The organism is Pelorhabdus sp. sgz311001 (assembly GCF_055901755.1).
In genome coordinates this window covers 69,847-86,550 of sequence record NZ_JBVXUT010000006.1, presented here as the reverse complement: position 1 = coordinate 86,550, position 16,704 = coordinate 69,847, and the positions used below count along the sequence as shown (strand labels likewise).

The 16,704-nt window shown below is 41.1% G+C and carries 22 protein-coding genes; 20 read left to right on the top strand and 2 right to left on the bottom strand.

The window, feature by feature from the left end:
- The first annotated feature begins 7 nt into the window (after positions 1-7).
- The 18 genes from AC0MXB_RS15105 (at position 8) to AC0MXB_RS15020 (ending at position 13,310) form a co-directional block, all read left to right on the top strand.
- Positions 8-1,168 carry a baseplate J/gp47 family protein gene (locus AC0MXB_RS15105; protein ID WP_474040556.1) on the top strand — a complete coding sequence of 387 codons (1,161 nt, stop codon included), beginning with the start codon at positions 8-10 and terminating at the stop codon, positions 1,166-1,168.
- On the top strand, positions 1,158-1,865 hold the full coding sequence (locus tag AC0MXB_RS15100; RefSeq protein ID WP_474040555.1) for a putative phage tail protein: 708 nt from the start codon (positions 1,158-1,160) through the stop codon (positions 1,863-1,865). Before AC0MXB_RS15105 ends, AC0MXB_RS15100 begins: the two co-directional genes overlap by 11 nt.
- On the top strand, positions 1,852-3,057 hold the full coding sequence (locus AC0MXB_RS15095; RefSeq protein ID WP_474040554.1) for a phage tail-collar fiber domain-containing protein: 1,206 nt from the start codon (positions 1,852-1,854) through the stop codon (positions 3,055-3,057). Before AC0MXB_RS15100 ends, AC0MXB_RS15095 begins: the two co-directional genes overlap by 14 nt.
- 201 nt (positions 3,058-3,258) lie before the next feature.
- Positions 3,259-5,979, top strand: coding sequence for a hypothetical protein (locus AC0MXB_RS15090; protein WP_474040553.1), 2,721 nt, complete (start codon positions 3,259-3,261; stop codon positions 5,977-5,979).
- Between the two features lie 15 nt (positions 5,980-5,994).
- Entirely contained in the window at positions 5,995-6,180 is a 186-nt protein-coding gene (locus AC0MXB_RS15085) for a hypothetical protein (protein ID WP_474040552.1), read from the top strand.
- 1 nt (position 6,181) lies between these two features.
- Positions 6,182-6,319 carry a CD1375 family protein gene (locus AC0MXB_RS15080; protein ID WP_474040551.1) on the top strand — a complete coding sequence of 46 codons (138 nt, stop codon included), beginning with the start codon at positions 6,182-6,184 and terminating at the stop codon, positions 6,317-6,319.
- 66 nt (positions 6,320-6,385) lie between these two features.
- The gene (locus tag AC0MXB_RS15075) at positions 6,386-6,733 is read left to right on the top strand and encodes a hypothetical protein (RefSeq protein WP_474040550.1); all 348 of its coding nucleotides are present in this window, start codon (positions 6,386-6,388) and stop codon (positions 6,731-6,733) included.
- Positions 6,734-6,754: 21 nt separating this feature from the next.
- Positions 6,755-7,048 (top strand): hypothetical protein, encoded by a 294-nt coding sequence (locus AC0MXB_RS15070; RefSeq protein WP_474040549.1) that lies wholly within the window; start codon positions 6,755-6,757, stop codon positions 7,046-7,048.
- Positions 7,024-7,521 carry an HNH endonuclease gene (locus AC0MXB_RS15065; RefSeq protein ID WP_474040548.1) on the top strand — a complete coding sequence of 166 codons (498 nt, stop codon included), beginning with the start codon at positions 7,024-7,026 and terminating at the stop codon, positions 7,519-7,521. Before AC0MXB_RS15070 ends, AC0MXB_RS15065 begins: the two co-directional genes overlap by 25 nt.
- Positions 7,518-8,129 (top strand): hypothetical protein, encoded by a 612-nt coding sequence (locus tag AC0MXB_RS15060; RefSeq protein ID WP_474040547.1) that lies wholly within the window; start codon positions 7,518-7,520, stop codon positions 8,127-8,129. The genes AC0MXB_RS15065 and AC0MXB_RS15060 overlap by 4 nt, the downstream gene beginning before the upstream one ends.
- 2 nt (positions 8,130-8,131) lie before the next feature.
- Entirely contained in the window at positions 8,132-8,293 is a 162-nt protein-coding gene (locus tag AC0MXB_RS15055; RefSeq protein ID WP_474040546.1) for a hypothetical protein, read from the top strand.
- A gap of 129 nt (positions 8,294-8,422) precedes the next feature.
- Positions 8,423-8,941 (top strand): hypothetical protein, encoded by a 519-nt coding sequence (locus AC0MXB_RS15050; protein WP_474040545.1) that lies wholly within the window; start codon positions 8,423-8,425, stop codon positions 8,939-8,941.
- A 5-nt stretch (positions 8,942-8,946) separates the two neighbouring features.
- On the top strand, positions 8,947-9,435 hold the full coding sequence (locus tag AC0MXB_RS15045) for a hypothetical protein (RefSeq protein WP_474040544.1): 489 nt from the start codon (positions 8,947-8,949) through the stop codon (positions 9,433-9,435).
- A complete protein-coding gene (locus tag AC0MXB_RS15040; RefSeq protein WP_474040543.1) occupies positions 9,432-9,770 on the top strand; it encodes a hypothetical protein in 339 nt (112 codons plus the stop codon). Before AC0MXB_RS15045 ends, AC0MXB_RS15040 begins: the two co-directional genes overlap by 4 nt.
- Before the next feature lie 21 nt (positions 9,771-9,791).
- Positions 9,792-10,022: a hypothetical protein gene (locus AC0MXB_RS15035; protein ID WP_474040542.1), complete on the top strand. Its 231-nt coding sequence runs from the start codon at positions 9,792-9,794 to the stop codon at positions 10,020-10,022.
- 146 nt (positions 10,023-10,168) lie between these two features.
- Positions 10,169-10,777, top strand: coding sequence for a hypothetical protein (locus AC0MXB_RS15030; RefSeq protein ID WP_474040541.1), 609 nt, complete (start codon positions 10,169-10,171; stop codon positions 10,775-10,777).
- Positions 10,749-11,831 (top strand): helix-turn-helix domain-containing protein, encoded by a 1,083-nt coding sequence (locus AC0MXB_RS15025; RefSeq protein WP_474040540.1) that lies wholly within the window; start codon positions 10,749-10,751, stop codon positions 11,829-11,831. The genes AC0MXB_RS15030 and AC0MXB_RS15025 overlap by 29 nt, the downstream gene beginning before the upstream one ends.
- A gap of 828 nt (positions 11,832-12,659) precedes the next feature.
- Positions 12,660-13,310: a hypothetical protein gene (locus AC0MXB_RS15020; RefSeq protein WP_474040539.1), complete on the top strand. Its 651-nt coding sequence runs from the start codon at positions 12,660-12,662 to the stop codon at positions 13,308-13,310.
- 21 nt (positions 13,311-13,331) lie between these two features.
- Here the strand turns inward: AC0MXB_RS15020 and AC0MXB_RS15015 are convergent, their stop codons facing one another.
- Positions 13,332-14,024: a hypothetical protein gene (locus AC0MXB_RS15015; RefSeq protein WP_474040538.1), complete on the bottom strand. Its 693-nt coding sequence runs from the start codon at positions 14,022-14,024 to the stop codon at positions 13,332-13,334.
- Between the two features lie 10 nt (positions 14,025-14,034).
- Positions 14,035-15,252, bottom strand: coding sequence for a tetratricopeptide repeat protein (locus AC0MXB_RS15010; RefSeq protein ID WP_474040537.1), 1,218 nt, complete (start codon positions 15,250-15,252; stop codon positions 14,035-14,037).
- A gap of 129 nt (positions 15,253-15,381) precedes the next feature.
- On the opposite strand from AC0MXB_RS15010, the gene AC0MXB_RS15005 reads away from it, so the two are divergent.
- Together AC0MXB_RS15005 and AC0MXB_RS15000 are read left to right on the top strand one after the other, a co-directional pair.
- Positions 15,382-15,540: a hypothetical protein gene (locus AC0MXB_RS15005; protein ID WP_474040536.1), complete on the top strand. Its 159-nt coding sequence runs from the start codon at positions 15,382-15,384 to the stop codon at positions 15,538-15,540.
- A 16-nt stretch (positions 15,541-15,556) separates the two neighbouring features.
- Positions 15,557-16,612, top strand: coding sequence for an LPO_1073/Vpar_1526 family protein (locus AC0MXB_RS15000; RefSeq protein WP_474040535.1), 1,056 nt, complete (start codon positions 15,557-15,559; stop codon positions 16,610-16,612).
- Positions 16,613-16,704 lie beyond the last annotated feature (92 nt).

Below are 16,704 nucleotides of genomic sequence, written 5' to 3'. Positions count from 1 at the left end.
CGATTATTTGTCAACGACTACACCAACATATGCAAGCCAGTTTGATGAATTCAGAAATGCGATGATCGCTTATCTGCAGAACCCTGACAACTGGCCGGACGGTGTACCCAAACTAACTGATTTTAATTCCGGATCCGTAATTTATACGTTGCTATCTTCTGTATCTGTTTCGGCAGATGCCCTGGGGATGGCTATTTTTATGTCCTTATTGGCTGCTTATTGTACAAGTGCTACCGAGGAGGACCTGGATAACAAAGCAGCTGACTATGGTATTACAAGAAAGGCGGCTGCAGCTGCATCAAATTATTTTACTTTTACAGTAAATAGTCCATCAAATAGTTCGACCATTATTCCAGCAGGAACATTGATTTCAACGCTTCCTACATCAACGAGCGATATCATTATTTTTGCTACTGATGAAGACGCAACACTTCAGGCAGGAAAGGCATCGGTTGATGTTAAGGCAACTTGCCAAACTACTGGGACATCAGGAAATATTAATGCAAATACGGCGCTGCTGGTAAGTTCGGCCGTTCCGGGAATCGACGGAGTACAACTGAATTACAACATCACAAATGGGGCGGATATCGAAAGCGATGACTTGTTACGAGCGAGAGTTTTAGACTGGCTGCAGAATCCGGGGACGTCGGGAAATATCAAAGATTATGAGCAATGGGCTCTCAATATTGATGGTGTCACAGGGGTTAGAGTAGTACCAACATGGAATGGCCCTGGGACAGTGAAAGTCATTATTTTAGGGCCAAACTATCAGCCTCCTAGCAATGAATTGATCGCTACAGTGCAAAATGCGATAGATCCAGCTGATAAAACGAGCCCCAATAGATTGGCACCTGTTGGGGCTACTGTAACTGTTGTAGGTGCACAGTCTATTGCAATTAATATTGATGCTACAGTTGTATTGGATACGACGCAGTCAATTGCTATCGCTACGATTCAAAATAATTTTATATCTGCAATTGAAACTTATTTATCGGGAATGGCTCTAAAAGCAAATATAGTAAGGTATGCGCGGATTTGTTCAACTCTTGTTGATCAAACCGGAGTGATTGATTATGCATCTTGTACGGTAAATGGCGGTAACTCCAATATTGCGATTACAGATGAGCAAGTTGCGGTGATTGGAACGGTGACCGTTCATGGCAGCTAAGACAATTGATTTTTGGCATGACTTATATCAAGCAGGCACTGTCGCCAAAGTTTTAGCAGGAAGTTTTGACGATCTGAATGCCCGTATTATTGCTACAATCGCAGATAATGTGAAACAAATGAGTGCTAGTAAAGCAACATGGGGGCTGACCAATTGGGAGCAGGATTTAGGGATAACTCCACCTGAGGGAGCAACTATGGAAATGCGGCGAGCAATTGTCTTGGCAAAGCTTCTTAGGCCTAAGACAATTACGCCGGCGCAGATTTTAGCTATTGCGAATTGCTTTATTCCAAAGAAAGATGCTTCTATTATAGATCCTTCCGGGCCGTACTCCTTTACGTTGGTATTACCTAGTGCAGTTCCTTGGTTGAGTGAAATGCGGCAGTCAATCGACGCATCAAAGCCAGCGCACTTGGCCATGACAATGCAGCTAAAACGCGATGTGACAGCCTCAGGTAATAGTAATTTTTTTCTTGGGCTTCTGAATAATAAAGGCGGTCGGCAAACAGTAGGCTTGTCATATCCTACTGGTGGCAGTATTGGCTGGCTGTGGGGCGCCGCAAATAGAATTAGTGGACTGAAAAAAATAAATATCTCGTTGCCAACAAAAGCATCGGCTAGCCTTTTCGCCGGTGCTGCTTTACGTCGCGGTGGCAAAATCACAATAGGAAGGAGACAATCAATTGAGTCAATATAATGGCATGACGCTAACAGCGCCTGGCTTGCAACTGGAAACCAAAGCACAGACTGGCACTAAACTAAATTTTACAAGAGTTGCTTTGGGTGATGGTCAACTGCAACAAGGCCAGACATTATCGTCTCTTACAAATTTAATTAATTGGAAACTGGATCTCCCGATTGCTTCGATTGGTGTAACTGGCACGGGGACTGCAAGCTTGCAAGTAGTGCTTCAAAATAAAAATATCTCCGTAGGATTTTTTGCGCGGGAAATTGGGGTGTTCGCGGAGGATCCGGATCTTGGCGAGATTCTTTACGCAGTGGCTAATGCAGGTAATGCGGCCGACTTTATTCCGTCAGGAGGCGGCGCCGATATTGTTGAGCTGATACTGGAGATTATTACGGTAGTCGGCCAAGCGCAAAGCGTTACAGCAACAATTAACAATTCGATTCTTTTCGCCACGCAGATTGATTTGACCAACCATATTAGTAGCACGAATCCACATCCAAACTGGCTACAGGTGAAGACCGTAACGTCAAATCCTTCGCACTTTTGGGCGCAAGATAGTTCTGATGGGCAATTGCATCCTATTTCTTTTGATGACGCTAAAAAGAAAATATTGGGCGGCGATGGCACCGACATGCAGATCATAATTGGTCGTGTCGAACAAGTCGAACGCGAGCAGTCGAACATGGCTCTTGCACTAGAAGCCCAACAGATTTTCCCCGATTTCAATGCAATGATTGTCGAAGACTTTACAAATCCAGATAAAGTTGATCTCTTTGAATGTGACGTGACAGGCATTGCCGCAGGTGATGATTCCGTCGATGTATCGACCTTGAAAGGGATTGTGCCAGGGGCCTCCTACACGATCACAGATGGCGTCAATCAAGAGGTCGTGCAGGTCAAGTCGATAGCAAAAAACGGCACGACTCTGAGGGCTATTATGACCGCGCCGATTGTCAATACCTATCTAAGCGGTAGTACAACAATGTATCGTAGTACAGCGCAAATCGTGACTGCTGATAGCGTAGCTGAGGGCGCAGGCGATCAGAAGTCGACGGTATGGTTGCCGACTATGGTTTGGGCTGGTGTAGCCGCAAACAACACGGTCACGGCGGCTCTAGTCACGACCCAGAGCAATGTGGCAGCATTTACATTGACTGGCAGCGTAGGGTTTACGGCTGACGGCTCAGTTACGCTAGTTTAAGGGGGGATATAAGTGGCAATTAAAGTACAAGATTATGGTGGCTTTGGCGATGGCAGCTTAGGCGATCTAACCATTAGCAATGTTAATACGCAACTAAATAGCTACGCGAACGTGGTGAGCGAGTCAGTTGATGGAAAAACTCTAACCATAGGATCACCGTCTGCGGGGAGTTTTGGAACCTTTGCGGCAGGAACTGAAATAATGTTTCATGTTACAGCATGTCAAACGACAGATACTAGTAATATGGGGAAATACGCTTTTGCTAGAATATTGGCCATAAATGGAAACCAGGTAACTTTAAATAAAGCTTTACCGTTAATTGACCTGACTAAATATATTTGCCAAATTGTTAGCATTCCGAATTTTAATAACTTAACGGTGACCTGCCGATTGAATTCTATAGCCTATGATACAACTAATAAGTACGGCGGTATTATTATAGCTAAAGCAAAAAACACCTTTGATCTTACAACTGGAATGCTTTGCACCGAAGGAAAAGGGTTACCTGTTTTATCTTGTTTAAACCCTGACGGAACAGATAAGACAAATTCATTGAAGCCATCGGGAATTGTCATTACAAATAGTAGCATAAAAGATAAGTTGGTAATGAGTGTTGGTAATGGCATTGCTATCGCAATTGCAAACATTTATAAAGCCGGAAGACTAGGTGCTAGTTGGGATGGATCAACAGGAACACCTGATACGACCGTTATCGGTGGTGCGGCATATACTGGCGGTGGCAACGGTAAAGCGGGTTTTGGTGGTAATGGTGGATCGGGGAGCTACGGAAACGGAACTGATGCAACAGGCCCTGTCGGTGGCGGTGGATCACAAGCAGGATGGCCTACACCTTATCGAGGAATAGGTGGACAACCAGGGTATCATGGTGGATCGTGTGGCTATAATAGCACTGGTAATATGTATGTTAATGGTAACGCTGGGGCTGTTGTTTTAATACTTGCAGGAACGATTGTGAATTTCTCTCTTTCGGGGATATCTACTGGCGGTCAAGGTGGCTATAGCTCATATGGATCAGATTTCGTCGGCGAAGGTGGCGGCGGTGCTGGTGCTTGTTATATTGCTACTAACTCAGCAATAACGACTAATACAGTCGCTTATGCACTAGACACTCTTATGGTCAATAAGACAGGAATGCTAACAGCAAATACCGCCTTAGATTGTACAGCTATGACTTCAGTAGACGGATTTGCCGTAACTAGCCATATTCCAACTAATTCAGATGGTCGGGTTATTTTTAAGACTAATGCTCCTGTTGCTGGCAGCAGAACCTATCCGATAACGACTAATGCGGTGGCAAATGATACGGTTGTAATCAACAGCGTGACATTTACTGCTGTTGCTTCAGGCGCGACAGGAAATCAGTTTAATGTTGGGGCAACCCTTGCTGCTACAGCTACAAATTTAGCGGCGACCATCAATGGCAATAGTACGATCAACGCGCTTTATATAGCATCGGCGGACTCTAACGGAGTAATAACACTGACCGAAAAAAATGCAGGATTCGGGAATACGCCTCCGGCAGCTACGAAAACAGGGACAATCGTGATAGGCGTTGGTACAGCTATAACCTCAGTTCAGGCTTGGTATAAAATTTCTGGATCAGGAGCGGTTACTCTGACCGCGGTTCCGACTCAGTCGCCTACGGTTGATTCTGTTTTATCCGAAGGCAATACGGTGGCCGACTTGCAAGGTGCAACATTAGTGGCAGGTTTCGTCGGGAAATCAATTTATCCAATCATTGCACTTACAGCTCCAATTGATGCCACGGATCTACCGGCTATGCAGCTAGCCATAAAAGGTCATTCTACAGTAGCTCAAACAGCAGTTACAATCTCTTCGCCGCAAATAAAACTGGCTTCAGCCGATGTTGAGCTGATTGATTTGCAAGCTTTGACGGCGGCTACAGACGGCGCTACGGCAACAACGGCAGTATTATTGCAGCAAGGCGGTTCATGGTCGGCTCCGATGACGCTCAACCAAGCAAAACGGCAAAAAGCGTCAGCTATCCAATTCCAGGCGACTCTTGCGGTAGCAACGATTGGTACTGGTAGCGCGCAGGTGTCTAAAGCCACAGCAACTTACCGAAGCAATGATGCAGCGGTATCAGGAGAAACAGCTGAGATCATATCCATAACCGAGGATTTTGAGAACGAAATGCGCTATGGCCGGTTAATGGTCAAACACCAAAAACTGCAAGACGCTAGTATAAAGGCATACATTTCTATGCGAGATGTACCTCAGGCTCGGGATCGTATTGCAATTGGAGTAGGGAATCAAGGGCAGCGATTAACTCTCACGTTAGGCGTAAAAGATGCAACAACAGGGAATATTGTCCCCGATCCTGGAGTGAATCACAGCACGATTCGAATTTTTTATGGTAATAAAGAGGTTTTCGACTTCGACTACAATACTCAGATAGCTTCCCCTGGTGTAACGCAATTAAGCCAGGTGTCTGTTGTTCCGGATGACGGCGTAACAGTGTTTGCATCTTACGAATATGGATGGCAGCCAGAAACTTGGATCGAAATGGCAAAAGGAAGCACGCAAAAATACGATGATGCCACAGATAGTACGACATTTAGTTATACGTTACCATCCGCGCAAACAGGTAAGGGCGTCTCAGACATAAAGATCGTATTGGACAAGCCAGGTGGTCATGTTTCTAATGAGGCCCTGGGAACGGCTACAGGCAAGACTCAAATGTTTGTATTATCTCATGCTGCTAAGACATCCAGCATTGTTGTAACGGCCAGTGATGGTAGTACTCCGCAATGGACTTACGACTATGATAGCCGAATTTTGACGGTGGTAGGCAGTAAAGGGGTCACAATGGCTGCCGCTTATGATTGGGTGGCCGAAACTCCTGTTGTGCGGGGATTTGTGGCGGCGTGGTCAGAATAAAAAGGGGGAATTCCCATGGGGAAGAGGATCAATCGAAAATCTACAGTAGCTGAAATGGCCGCGAAAGAGCAAAAGCAGCAGCTCCTTGATACACAAGAGCTTGCTGCTAATTTATTTGAGCAGAATCAAAAATTAAACAGTAATCTGCTCGATACACAAGACCTCATTGCGCAATTTGTGGAGAAAGGAGGTGTTATTTAAAATGGCTATATTAAATACAACTATGGTTAAAATTTACGCGAACCTAGTGATCAACAATCGCCGAACAATCGATCAAGTACCGACCGACTACCAGGCAGCAGTAAAAGATGAAATCAGCAAAGAGCAAGCCGCTAATTAAGCAGCTTGCTCTACTTTTATATTGCATATGAAGCAAAATAATCGATGCTTTATTGGAGGGAACAAAGTGAATCATTTGATTAATCGTTTTTTTATCAAGTTAGCAGAGTGCTTGGGAACAAATGCTTGTATTTTACTCTTCTGCTTCATCGCATTTGTTCCATTAATATACCAACAGCCTGCCAGTTTGTTAGATTGGCAACAGTTTATTAGCCAGACCGTAATCCAGTTAGTTGCTTTGGCTGTGTTGGCCAAAGTTTCAAAGATTGAAGGGGCAAAGCAGCAACAACTATTACAAGAAACCCATGATACTGTCATGCAAGAACTGAAAGAAAGCAAATCAATGATGGGTATTATCAAAAATGAACTCTTAGAACTTAAAAGATTACATTTATTGCTAAAGCACAAAGAATAAACTGATGCGGGAGGGGACCAGGTGGAGATTAAACTAGGAGATTTAGCGCAGATTGTTGGAATTGCTGTTGCTGTTGCTGGAGGAATTAATTATGTTATTATGCGTCCGCTTGGAGCAGCTATCGACGCTTTAAAAGAAGCGATTCTTGATCTGAAAAAAATGATCGGTGATACCGAAAAGTCTCGCCAGGAGATGGATAAACGGCTTGTTAGAGTCGAAGAAAGATCTAAATCCGCTCACCACAGAATTGACGATATTGAAACAGCCATGGCCAAGGAGGGGAAATTACCATGTCCGAAGTCGCAGAACACTTAGAACGACACACGCTTCATGAATTTATTATTACGCCAGAACATGGACCGCGCGACACGGCCGCATTTCATAAGTCGGTGCAGCGCCTGAAAGAAGACGGCCATTACCGGTGCTTTGTGACAGGAAAAACCGAAAAGCTACAGGTGCACCATATCGCGGAATTTAGCCTTGAGCATTGCGTCGATTTCGACAAGCTCAAGGCTTTTTTAATGAAGTTTGATCCATATGGCTACAGTGCATTAATGAAAAACTTGCCGATTACTTCGATTGATGATGTCCGGAACATGATCGTGCTGGACCAGGAGCATCATACCGGAGTCGATCGAGCTGATGGCGGCAGCGGGATCGGTATTCACGAAACGACTTTTCCGGCTTTTGTAATCCAAGTGGTTGCCAAAGACGGATTCAACCCGGTACCACAGCGAGGAGAAACAGAGCAGCAGGTGCTGCAGAGAATTGGAGGTATAAAAGAGTGACTGATCAGGAGTTAGCTTATGAAATTGCGAGGGGAATTGGGCAGACTGGCGTAGAGGGTGGATATGGCAGTGTAAGTTGCAGCACCGCTGGTGATTATCCTTCTATGGGAGTAAGCCAATGGGAGGGCCTTAATGGCGGCCGAGGGGACACGCTGCTTTCTTATATAGATGGCGGCGATCATTTTGCCGGTCGCATGTATTCGGAGATCAAAGAGGCGGGAGAACTTGATGCACTTTCTGCTCTTTTAGATTCGCCCCAGGGTCAAGAAGCCCAGAATCAGATCTTAGCTACAGACTGTCTTGAATTGTACGTCCCGGCGTTGAAATTTGTCGAGGATTTAGATGATAGCCGCTGCTTTATTTACGCTGGTATTTGGTGCCCGACTTCTCATGTTGTTGTTCGGCGGTTTTTGCGAAATCGTCAGAACAATTACGATATTCGAGACTTAGCAGTAGTTAGAGATCTATTCCATAATCAATACGCGCATGCCGCTGACTGTGACGATGCTGCTGCTAGCTATGCTAATCGGGCAGAAAATACCTTTAACTATGTTTCAAGCCTTGATTTAACTACTAAATACGGAGTACCTGAATATAGGGAGGTCTGATTATGTGTCCTTTTAAAGAACGATGCCCACCCTGCGCGATAACGGAAGAAAATTTTAGTGTCTGCGCTCGCTTTAAAGTTGCTTTTATTGTTGGAATTGACCGGGTACCGAGAGACATGAAGCCAATCGACTACCATATGACGGCAGCGGCGGTGAGAACATGAAAGTATTCGACCATATGAGGCAGTTTCTCAATAGCTTCGAAAATGTGATGGTTATAAAATATCCTTCATGCAAAACCGTGATTTTAGATACTGCAAATCAATTTAGAAAAAATTTCGAGGAGGTCGAACATGAAAAGAAAAATCAAAAAAGAACATAAATTGTTTGGATTATTTTTGGTTATTGCGCTGCTGATTATCAGCGGCTTTTTTATTGCTTACGAGAAAGTGCAGCAGGAGAATCAGCCAGCGGTGGCAGTGACTGATCAGCTCAAATACGTAATCGATGTCGATCATGAAACTGCTTTACCAGTTGTGGATATTGGTCAAGCTGTAATGTCATTGCATGAAAACGAAGTTCCGCTTACTCCTGCACCAGCGCCGGAACATTCGGGAAAAGTTTTGCCAGTAATCGATGTCGCGACGAATGAGCAACCAGCGCCGCAACTAGAGAAACTGCAGTTGATTCGATCTGGCCATTCCGGAATTTACTATTTCCCTAAGCAAGTCCAATTTAAAGAAGTTTACTTGAAGGGTTCTGCCGTTCCAGAAAGCCGCTACCGCTTGATTAGCTCGGGGGATGGGATTGATATTTTTGATTCTAATCCAAGTGATAGCAGAGAATTTGTAACTATTTTAACGAAGGAGTGATCTAAATGGCAAAAGTAACAGTGATTTTTGTCGGTGGGGATACCTTCGTTGATGATGCCATCAAGGCCGTCACAAATGGTCAGTATTCTCACGCGGCAATTTTAACGAATGGTAACGTATATGAAGCTTTGGGAATGCCGGACAAAGAAGATCCGAATCCCGATCCATATGCTGGCGTATGGAGACACCGCGGCGATAAATATGTCGGTAATCCTGATGCAAAATTTATTGACGTCGATTTACCGGACAAAGCTGCAGCTGACTCCTGGGCCGAAAGTAAGATTGGCACTAAGTATGCTTACTGTGGCTGTGTGATCGGCGGCATCCACGATCTGACTGGTGCAAATATTGAGGGTGATGGAGAAGAAACCATGAACTGTTCTGAGTTTGTAACCCGCTATCTTCGTGCTGGGAAAATCGATCTTTTGCATGGACTTTGGGCCGATGGCATTACACCAATGGACGCAGAGCGAGCGCTGGAGGGGACGGCATGACATTAGCAGATAAAAAGCAAGAATTATCGGCCGTATTGGCGGCAAATGTTAAGCTGCCGACAGTAAGCTCCCAGGCATGGTTTAGCGAGTATATTGTCGCGCTGCGTGAAGATATCGCGGCCATGGAAGATCTTGAAAAAACGGCCGATCAAATTCCTGTTGCCGCCGATCGGACACGAGACTCGCCGAAGCCTTTCGATTTTCGGCCCTGGCTGCAGCTTGTAATCAAAGGAGTCTGGCCGATTATTAAAAAGTATTGGCCTACTGCAACAGCCGCTCTTGGAGGTGCTGTTGCGACTCCAGCAGCAAAATGGTTATATTCATTATTTCAATAAAATATAAGGGGGAAAAGGACTATGGCAAGCCCAATTTTAACAGCATTAGGACAAGTTTTATTAGGGGCAATAGCATCATATGGATCAGCTAGACTATCCAATAAGAATACTGGGTGGGTTTCAGGTGGATATCGGACTGAGCTTATTTTAAATGCGGCCAATGCAGTCTTGAGTACGGGACTACAGCAAGTAGCGGCTGCCACGGCATCGCCGCAAAACGGGGACGTAACTGAAACTACAACTAATAAATAATAAGAGCGCCTTTATCCTGGCAGTAGTAATGCTGGGGTAGGGGCGCTTTTTTATTTGGCATATTTTTTGGCATATTTTATTGTGTTTTTTATTTGATAGTGATAGAATACAGTTAATATTATAATTGTAGAGGAGTGAAATTATCTTTGTTAAGTGAAGAAAAACATGCCAAAGAAGATTTAGAAACTTACTTAAGGAGCTTTTCTTATATTATGCGGCAGGCAATATCTGAGTTTAAAAGAGATCCGCAAAAACTCTTTTATGATACTAAGACAAAGGCATCTGTTATCAATTGCCTTATACATAAATATGCATTAATTGAACTTTCAGGCAAGCCGGGGGTTCGATTTAAGCAAAAATATGGCAGTCACTATATCATATTACGAGATAAATTTATTCTTAAATTTAAAAGATTAAATGGAAAATTACAAACCAGTAATATTTCAACGCAACAGACCAAAAAATTTCTTTGTCAACGGTCACTTGCTCTTTGGGATGATAAAGAAATGATAGTACCTGCTACTAATATTTTTGCAGGATATACCTGGAATAAATTGCAGGATGATTGTACAGGCATGTTTGTTACATGTCCAAATGGTAAAAACAATAAATGGCACTTTAGTATTGAGGAAGAATCTGTGGGCGCAGAAATATTGCCTTTCCAATCGGACGACGATACATCTACTAATAGAGTTAGACGTGCTAGACCTAAGAAGGCGGATGAAAATGAGCAAGAAAACAGAAAAAATAGTTGAATTTAATCCAGCTTTGTTAATAGTTGCACGTGAATCGAGAGGAATTACTCAAAAAGAACTTTCTAGTAGTCTCGGTGTAAATCAAGGGTGGCTTTCGCGAGTTGAAAGTGGAGATCGAGAATTTCCAGTAAATCTAATTGATGATTTATCAAGATGTTTAAATTATCCCCCAAAATTTTTTTATCAGGAAGAAAAAGTATATGGATTTGGACCGACTGAACTATTTAACAGAAAGCGACAAAGTATCAGTGGGAAAAAGCTCCAAAAAATTCATGCAAAGATCAACATAAAAAGGATGCAAATTTCTAAACTTCTTAATAGTGTTGATCTGACGGAGAATAGAATTCCAGTATATGATCTTAGTGAATTTCGAGGATCTGTTGACGATATCGCTCGAGCGGTTCGCTCATTTTGGAAAATACCACTAGGACCAGTTAATAATTTGATGCAAATTATTGAAGATAATGGTGGTATTATAATTCCATTTGATTTTGATACATCTAAAATTGATGCAATGAGTATAGTTATTCCTAATTTACCCCCTTTATTTTTTGTGAATATGGATGCTCCTTCCTCTAGGCTTAGATTTACTTTATGTCATGAACTTGCCCATGTAGTAATGCATCAGCATGAAATTGATCCTGATATGGAAAGCCAAGCAGATCGATTCGCTTCAGAATTTTTAATGCCAAGTCAAGAAATCCGGCCGTTTTTGAAAAATGTTACATTAGAGAAATTAGCCGAATTAAAAATATATTGGAAGACATCTATGCAGGCTATTTTAAAGAAAGCGGCTACACTCGGGACAATAACAGAAAAACAAGAAAGATCTTTATGGATAAAACTTAGTGCAAACGGCTTTAGAACACATGAACCATTTGAAGGCGATATGCCAAAAGAGGAACCGGGACTATACCGTGAAATTATTGAAGTTTACCGCAATGATATGGAATATTCACTAGAGGAATTTAGCAATTTAATCTGTATGAGTGAAAGTGATGCAAATGAAATTTACTCAATTGGGAATAAACCAATGTTAAGTCTCGTTCGATAAAAACTTAAGAGTAGATTATAGCTTTTGTAATAATTACACTAATATTAGGTCATAAGATGCCCAAAATACAATGCGCTATCACAGTTGAAAGCCATCAATTGACTACTTTTATCTGAAATATAGATCGTAGAAACGTAGGTGACTATATGCGTTTGAACTGCAAGTGTGGGAATACAGAGAACTTAGCTTCGAAAATGGAAGGCTTTGACTTTGAGATCGTTAGGTTATCGAAGGATAGTCAAACGGTTGTTATATCAGTAAAGTGTCGGAACTGTGAATTTGAGTCAGAAAGGATTTTGTTAGAAGCTCATTAATAAAGAATTGATATACCCTGCTCTGGCTCGTTTAGGCTAAGGTAGGGTGTCTTTTTTGTATACATATATTTGGGACTTGTATATATTAGAAAGACTTTTATACTAATATTAGAATTAGATCTTTACGATTATGAAGGTGACTGCGTTGGTTTGTGAAAAATGTAATTGTCCAATGAGGGAATCACCTAATCCTAAAATTGTGCAATGGGGCGATCCTGGGAGCCTGAATTACTGCGAAACGATATACACTTATCATTATTGTAAAAATTGTGCTGTCTTGGGCGTGGAAAAAGAAGAATCAGGTCAAGTCGTAATGATACAAGGAGAAGTTAATAAAAAGCTAATTAATACGGGTAAATAATAATTGAAGCTCCTCTATTCCAGCTTTTCTGGCGTAGGGGAGCTTTTGTTTTAAAAAATAAGTGCCGTTTTGACAAAGGTGTTGTTTTTATCGAGTTAAAATATTGTACACTAAAAGTATCAGCTGATCATAAATCGAAAAGGATGTGTGGAAATGATTGAAAGAATCATTAATATTGGATTAATAATTGGGGCTTTTTGGTACTCAATTATGCTTTCTCTTACTTTGGATGTATATGACAAGCCGGAAATCTGGGCGGCTCGTGGAGCAATAGGGCAAGCTATTTTCGCTGCGATAGCTGTGGTAGCAACTATAATGATATTTAAAAGGCAAAATAAACTTTCAGAAATGCAAACAGAAATCACGCGAAAACAATTCAACTTTAGTTTGTTTGAAAAGAGATATGCGCTTTACGTAGAATTTATGGAAATGATAAACAGAGGAATTGAAGATGAGCCTGTTTATGATATTCAACATCTAAAAGGAAATGCTATTGAGGCAACGGAATATTCATATCGAGCCAGAAATAATTGGGGTAGAATGGGAATTGCTAAAGAACAGATTAACTTTTTATTTGATGATGAATTTTCTCGGGAATTAGAAGCAATTATTGAAAGAAATATGAAGGCTATTGATGATTTAATACAAATTCATATGCTACGTATTAATGAAATTTATTTGAATCCTAAAACTGAAGAGCTTGCTTGGTGTAGGAAGATACAAGATAAGCAAGTAGAAATACGTGGAATCCGTGCTGAATTTATGAGTTGTTACGAAAATTATTTGCGATTTCAAAACCTTTAACAATATTTAAATTGTTAATAATTATTTTCCGGTTTTCTTTCCTTGGATCACTCTGGGGAGCCAAGAAGCTTTTGGCTTAACTACGAATTTTTCATCTTCTGGCAAAAGTTTATTTAAGTCAACTCCGTATTTCAAAAAGAAATCGCGCGCATCGAGTTTAATTTCTACGCCTTGCGGCTCAGGCTGCCTGGGCTGTACCTGCTCTGGTAGGCTCCGGACTTGTCTAGTGATTTCAGCCAGGCTCAAGAAAGGGCATTCTTTATATGGTGTTAGCCTTTCCAGTAAAGTAGAAAGGACGGCATCTTTATCGATTTTCCTCATACCGTTTTCCTGTATTTCACCGAAGTCTTCCCAGTCATCATGCCAACCTTTCTGCGTTCGAACGCAACTAAAAATAGTAGGCTGAAAGCAGGTATTAATGCCGTAGCAGTAGCTTTCATTTTCACTTTTTAGCCTAGCGTAAGCACAAAGAAGCATTCCATCTATTTTTTTGCGGTATTTCGTTTCATTAATTATATAGTAAGTTGATTTCCACTCGCTAATAAAAAAGTAAAGGTCAAAGAAATCATTTAATTGAAATGCCGAATATATGGCTTCATAGCCTGTTTCGGTTTGAACGAAAGATGGTGATCGGCTAGCTACAGCATAAGCATCCTTAAAATAGCAGCTAGGAGATTTGCCAAAATGGACCTTGATTGTCCAACTAATATTCATAGCAGCCTCCTCAATCTCCGTACTGAGTTATAAGCTTTTGAAGGTTGCTCTTAGCTATTTCATATGAAACATCGTCTTGACCGGCTAGTTGGATAAATTTCTTATATTCCCGCATAGCTTCATAAGGTTGATTCATTTTTTCATAGAGTAGGGCCTTTTCAAAGTAAGCAGGGCTATAGTTTGGTGCTAATTTAATAACTTTGTCAAAACAATAAAGTGCCTTTTGAAGATTTGCAGAGAATTGATTTCTATAATCATGGTAAGGGGAAGCTTGATCAGCGGCTGCAGTGGAAATATTCTCGTATAATTTCCCCATTCGGAACCATGCATTAGTGCTTTGGGGATTAGGAGGAGAGTCAAGATTTAAATAATAGGAATCCATGATTTTGGCATCCGTTGGTATAGCTAAAATCTTGCCGCCATTGATGTCGTCATAGTAGAGAGCGCCGACAATTTTTTGATAATGCCAAAGAGCTTCTAGCTGATTAGACATTTCATCATAAATAATGGCCGTTTTTAAAAGAGTCTCTTCCGATTCAGGCGCCTTGTTGTACCAGGCGATAGCATCATTGTATTTTCTTTGCTCATATGCAATATCACCTAAAAGAATTTCAGCGTCGTGATTTCGGTTTAAATCGTATGATTTAGTAAGAGCGGAGATAGATTCCGGATATTTTTTTTGAATAAAGTGCTGTATGCCCACGTCAAGCCAGTGATTGGCAAGCCAAAGCTTTTCATTTTTAGCTGCAGCATCAGATTCTTTTGAATTCAGATTAGCGATGTGCTCTGCGTCTAGCGTACTGTAGTTATTCTCTAAATTGGTAAAATGCTTGGCCGTGATTCGATCATGAAGCCTGGTGGCCATGTCGGCTAAATTATCAGTTGTAATGGTTGCTTTTATTTTAGTAGTAAAGTATATGCCGCCATGATCTTGGATGGCTCGCTGCTTGTCCAACACTTCTACTTGCATGATGCCCGATGAAAGAATATTGACTTCATCTTTGGTTAGCTGAAAGCCTTTAGTTTGTGAATAGCTTTCTACATAAGTACCGGCTTGTTCGATTGCAGATCGTTTGGCATTGGTCAGAGAGCGACTTTCGGCAACGTCTGGTGTTTCGCCATCGCCCATGCTATAAGTACCTGTCGCAAGTATTGTTGTTGTGCCGGCGAAACAAGATGGAATATAAAATAGAAATAGCATTGGAAGTATTAATGCTAATTTTTTCATAATATCACCTTCTAATTTGCGAATTCTGCAGATCAAATGGATTTCCTGCTGTCATCATAATTTGAAAATTGCAGGAGTTGGAAAAATACTGCAGAAAGTTTTTATACATGGTATAACGGAGGGGAATTTATGGAGTGGATTATTTCAAATAAAGAATGGATTTTTAGTGGAATTGGTGTAGCAGCCATTGGATGGCTATTATCTAGGTCGTCAGGATTTTCGCAAAAACAAACATCTGGGAAAAAATCGATTAATATTCAAGTTGGTCGTGATTATAAAGATAAATGATGGAAGGGTTATTTAGATGGATATTAGTAATCAATCACAAAAATCCGGTAATGATAGCGTAAATATTCAGGCTGGAAGGGATGTCTTTGTTCAAAAAGGACTAACTTATCAAGATGCAAAAGCAATTGCTGAAGATGTCTTTCGTGCGAACTTTATTAAGTTATCAGGAATTGCAGAGAGTGTTGCTCGTGAACGGGCTGAAGAGATTACTGAGAAATTCTTAGGGGAAATGTGCTCATCAGTACCTTGCAACATTACTGCATTCCAGGATCCAGGAATGCAGTATGCCATTTTTACTGCTCAAAAAGAGTATGCTAAAACAGGGGACAAGGGGATGGCAGATATTCTTGTCGATATTCTCGTTCAAAGATCTAAAGAGAATAATAGAAGCTTGTTACAAGTAGTTTTAAATGAATCACTGAATGTTATTCCTAAACTCACCGAAGATCAATTAAATGCATTAAGTTTGATATTTCTAATAAAATACACTTCTAAGCGTGTGGAAAAAGTTGACCTTAGTGAGCTTGATGAACTAGTCGGCACGATAGCTTCTTTTACGTCAGGATTAGTTAAAAATAATGCGAATTATTTGCATATAGAATTTACTGGCTGTGGTTCAGTAAGTATAGGAGGACATTCAATAGAAGAATTGTTTAGATCCAAATACTCAGGCTTATTTTATAAAGGGTTTTCCAATGATCAAGTTAAAAATATTATTTCTATTGATTCTAAAGTTCAAAGGATAATTATTCCTTGTTTGAGAGATCAGAGCCTATTTCAATTTGATGCGGCTAATGCGGAAAAGTTAAAAGAGAAGCTTTTAGAGATAGGATGTTCAGAAAAGACCATTACTGAGTTAGAGGGAATTTATTCAGGTTATTGTTTTTCAGATTTAGAAATGGAACTAGATTTAATTTCTAGAAATAAGTCTATGGAGAAGTTTCTTGATATATGGGAACATTCTTTTATGAAAAGAATGACTTTAACTAGTGTAGGTATAGCAATTGCGCATGCCCATATTAGACGTGTAATAGGTAGTTTTACAGATCTTGCTGCTTGGATGGATCAGTAGTTGATTGTATGTATCATATGTAGTCATATGATACAACTGCTTTGATGAAGGGGTGAGGCCGTAAGAGATAGTAATTTATTAATATTATGAAA

Excerpts from the sequence above, each read along its gene's own strand:
- AC0MXB_RS15100 (WP_474040555.1), top strand. The coding sequence starts at position 1,158 with ATGGCAGCTAAGACAATTGATTTTTGGCATGACTTATATCAAGCAGGC.
- AC0MXB_RS15090 (WP_474040553.1), top strand. The coding sequence starts at position 3,259 with ATGTTTCATGTTACAGCATGTCAAACGACAGATACTAGTAATATGGGG.
- AC0MXB_RS15085 (WP_474040552.1), top strand. The coding sequence starts at position 5,995 with ATGGGGAAGAGGATCAATCGAAAATCTACAGTAGCTGAAATGGCCGCG.
- AC0MXB_RS15080 (WP_474040551.1), top strand. The coding sequence starts at position 6,182 with ATGGCTATATTAAATACAACTATGGTTAAAATTTACGCGAACCTAGTG.
- AC0MXB_RS15065 (WP_474040548.1), top strand. The coding sequence starts at position 7,024 with ATGTCCGAAGTCGCAGAACACTTAGAACGACACACGCTTCATGAATTT.
- AC0MXB_RS15055 (WP_474040546.1), top strand. The coding sequence starts at position 8,132 with ATGTGTCCTTTTAAAGAACGATGCCCACCCTGCGCGATAACGGAAGAA.
- AC0MXB_RS15050 (WP_474040545.1), top strand. The coding sequence starts at position 8,423 with ATGAAAAGAAAAATCAAAAAAGAACATAAATTGTTTGGATTATTTTTG.
- AC0MXB_RS15045 (WP_474040544.1), top strand. The coding sequence starts at position 8,947 with ATGGCAAAAGTAACAGTGATTTTTGTCGGTGGGGATACCTTCGTTGAT.
- AC0MXB_RS15040 (WP_474040543.1), top strand. The coding sequence starts at position 9,432 with ATGACATTAGCAGATAAAAAGCAAGAATTATCGGCCGTATTGGCGGCA.
- AC0MXB_RS15035 (WP_474040542.1), top strand. The coding sequence starts at position 9,792 with ATGGCAAGCCCAATTTTAACAGCATTAGGACAAGTTTTATTAGGGGCA.
- AC0MXB_RS15025 (WP_474040540.1), top strand. The coding sequence starts at position 10,749 with ATGAGCAAGAAAACAGAAAAAATAGTTGAATTTAATCCAGCTTTGTTA.
- AC0MXB_RS15020 (WP_474040539.1), top strand. The coding sequence starts at position 12,660 with ATGATTGAAAGAATCATTAATATTGGATTAATAATTGGGGCTTTTTGG.
- AC0MXB_RS15015 (WP_474040538.1), bottom strand. The coding sequence starts at position 14,024 with ATGAATATTAGTTGGACAATCAAGGTCCATTTTGGCAAATCTCCTAGC.
- AC0MXB_RS15010 (WP_474040537.1), bottom strand. The coding sequence starts at position 15,252 with ATGAAAAAATTAGCATTAATACTTCCAATGCTATTTCTATTTTATATT.
- AC0MXB_RS15005 (WP_474040536.1), top strand. The coding sequence starts at position 15,382 with ATGGAGTGGATTATTTCAAATAAAGAATGGATTTTTAGTGGAATTGGT.
- AC0MXB_RS15000 (WP_474040535.1), top strand. The coding sequence starts at position 15,557 with ATGGATATTAGTAATCAATCACAAAAATCCGGTAATGATAGCGTAAAT.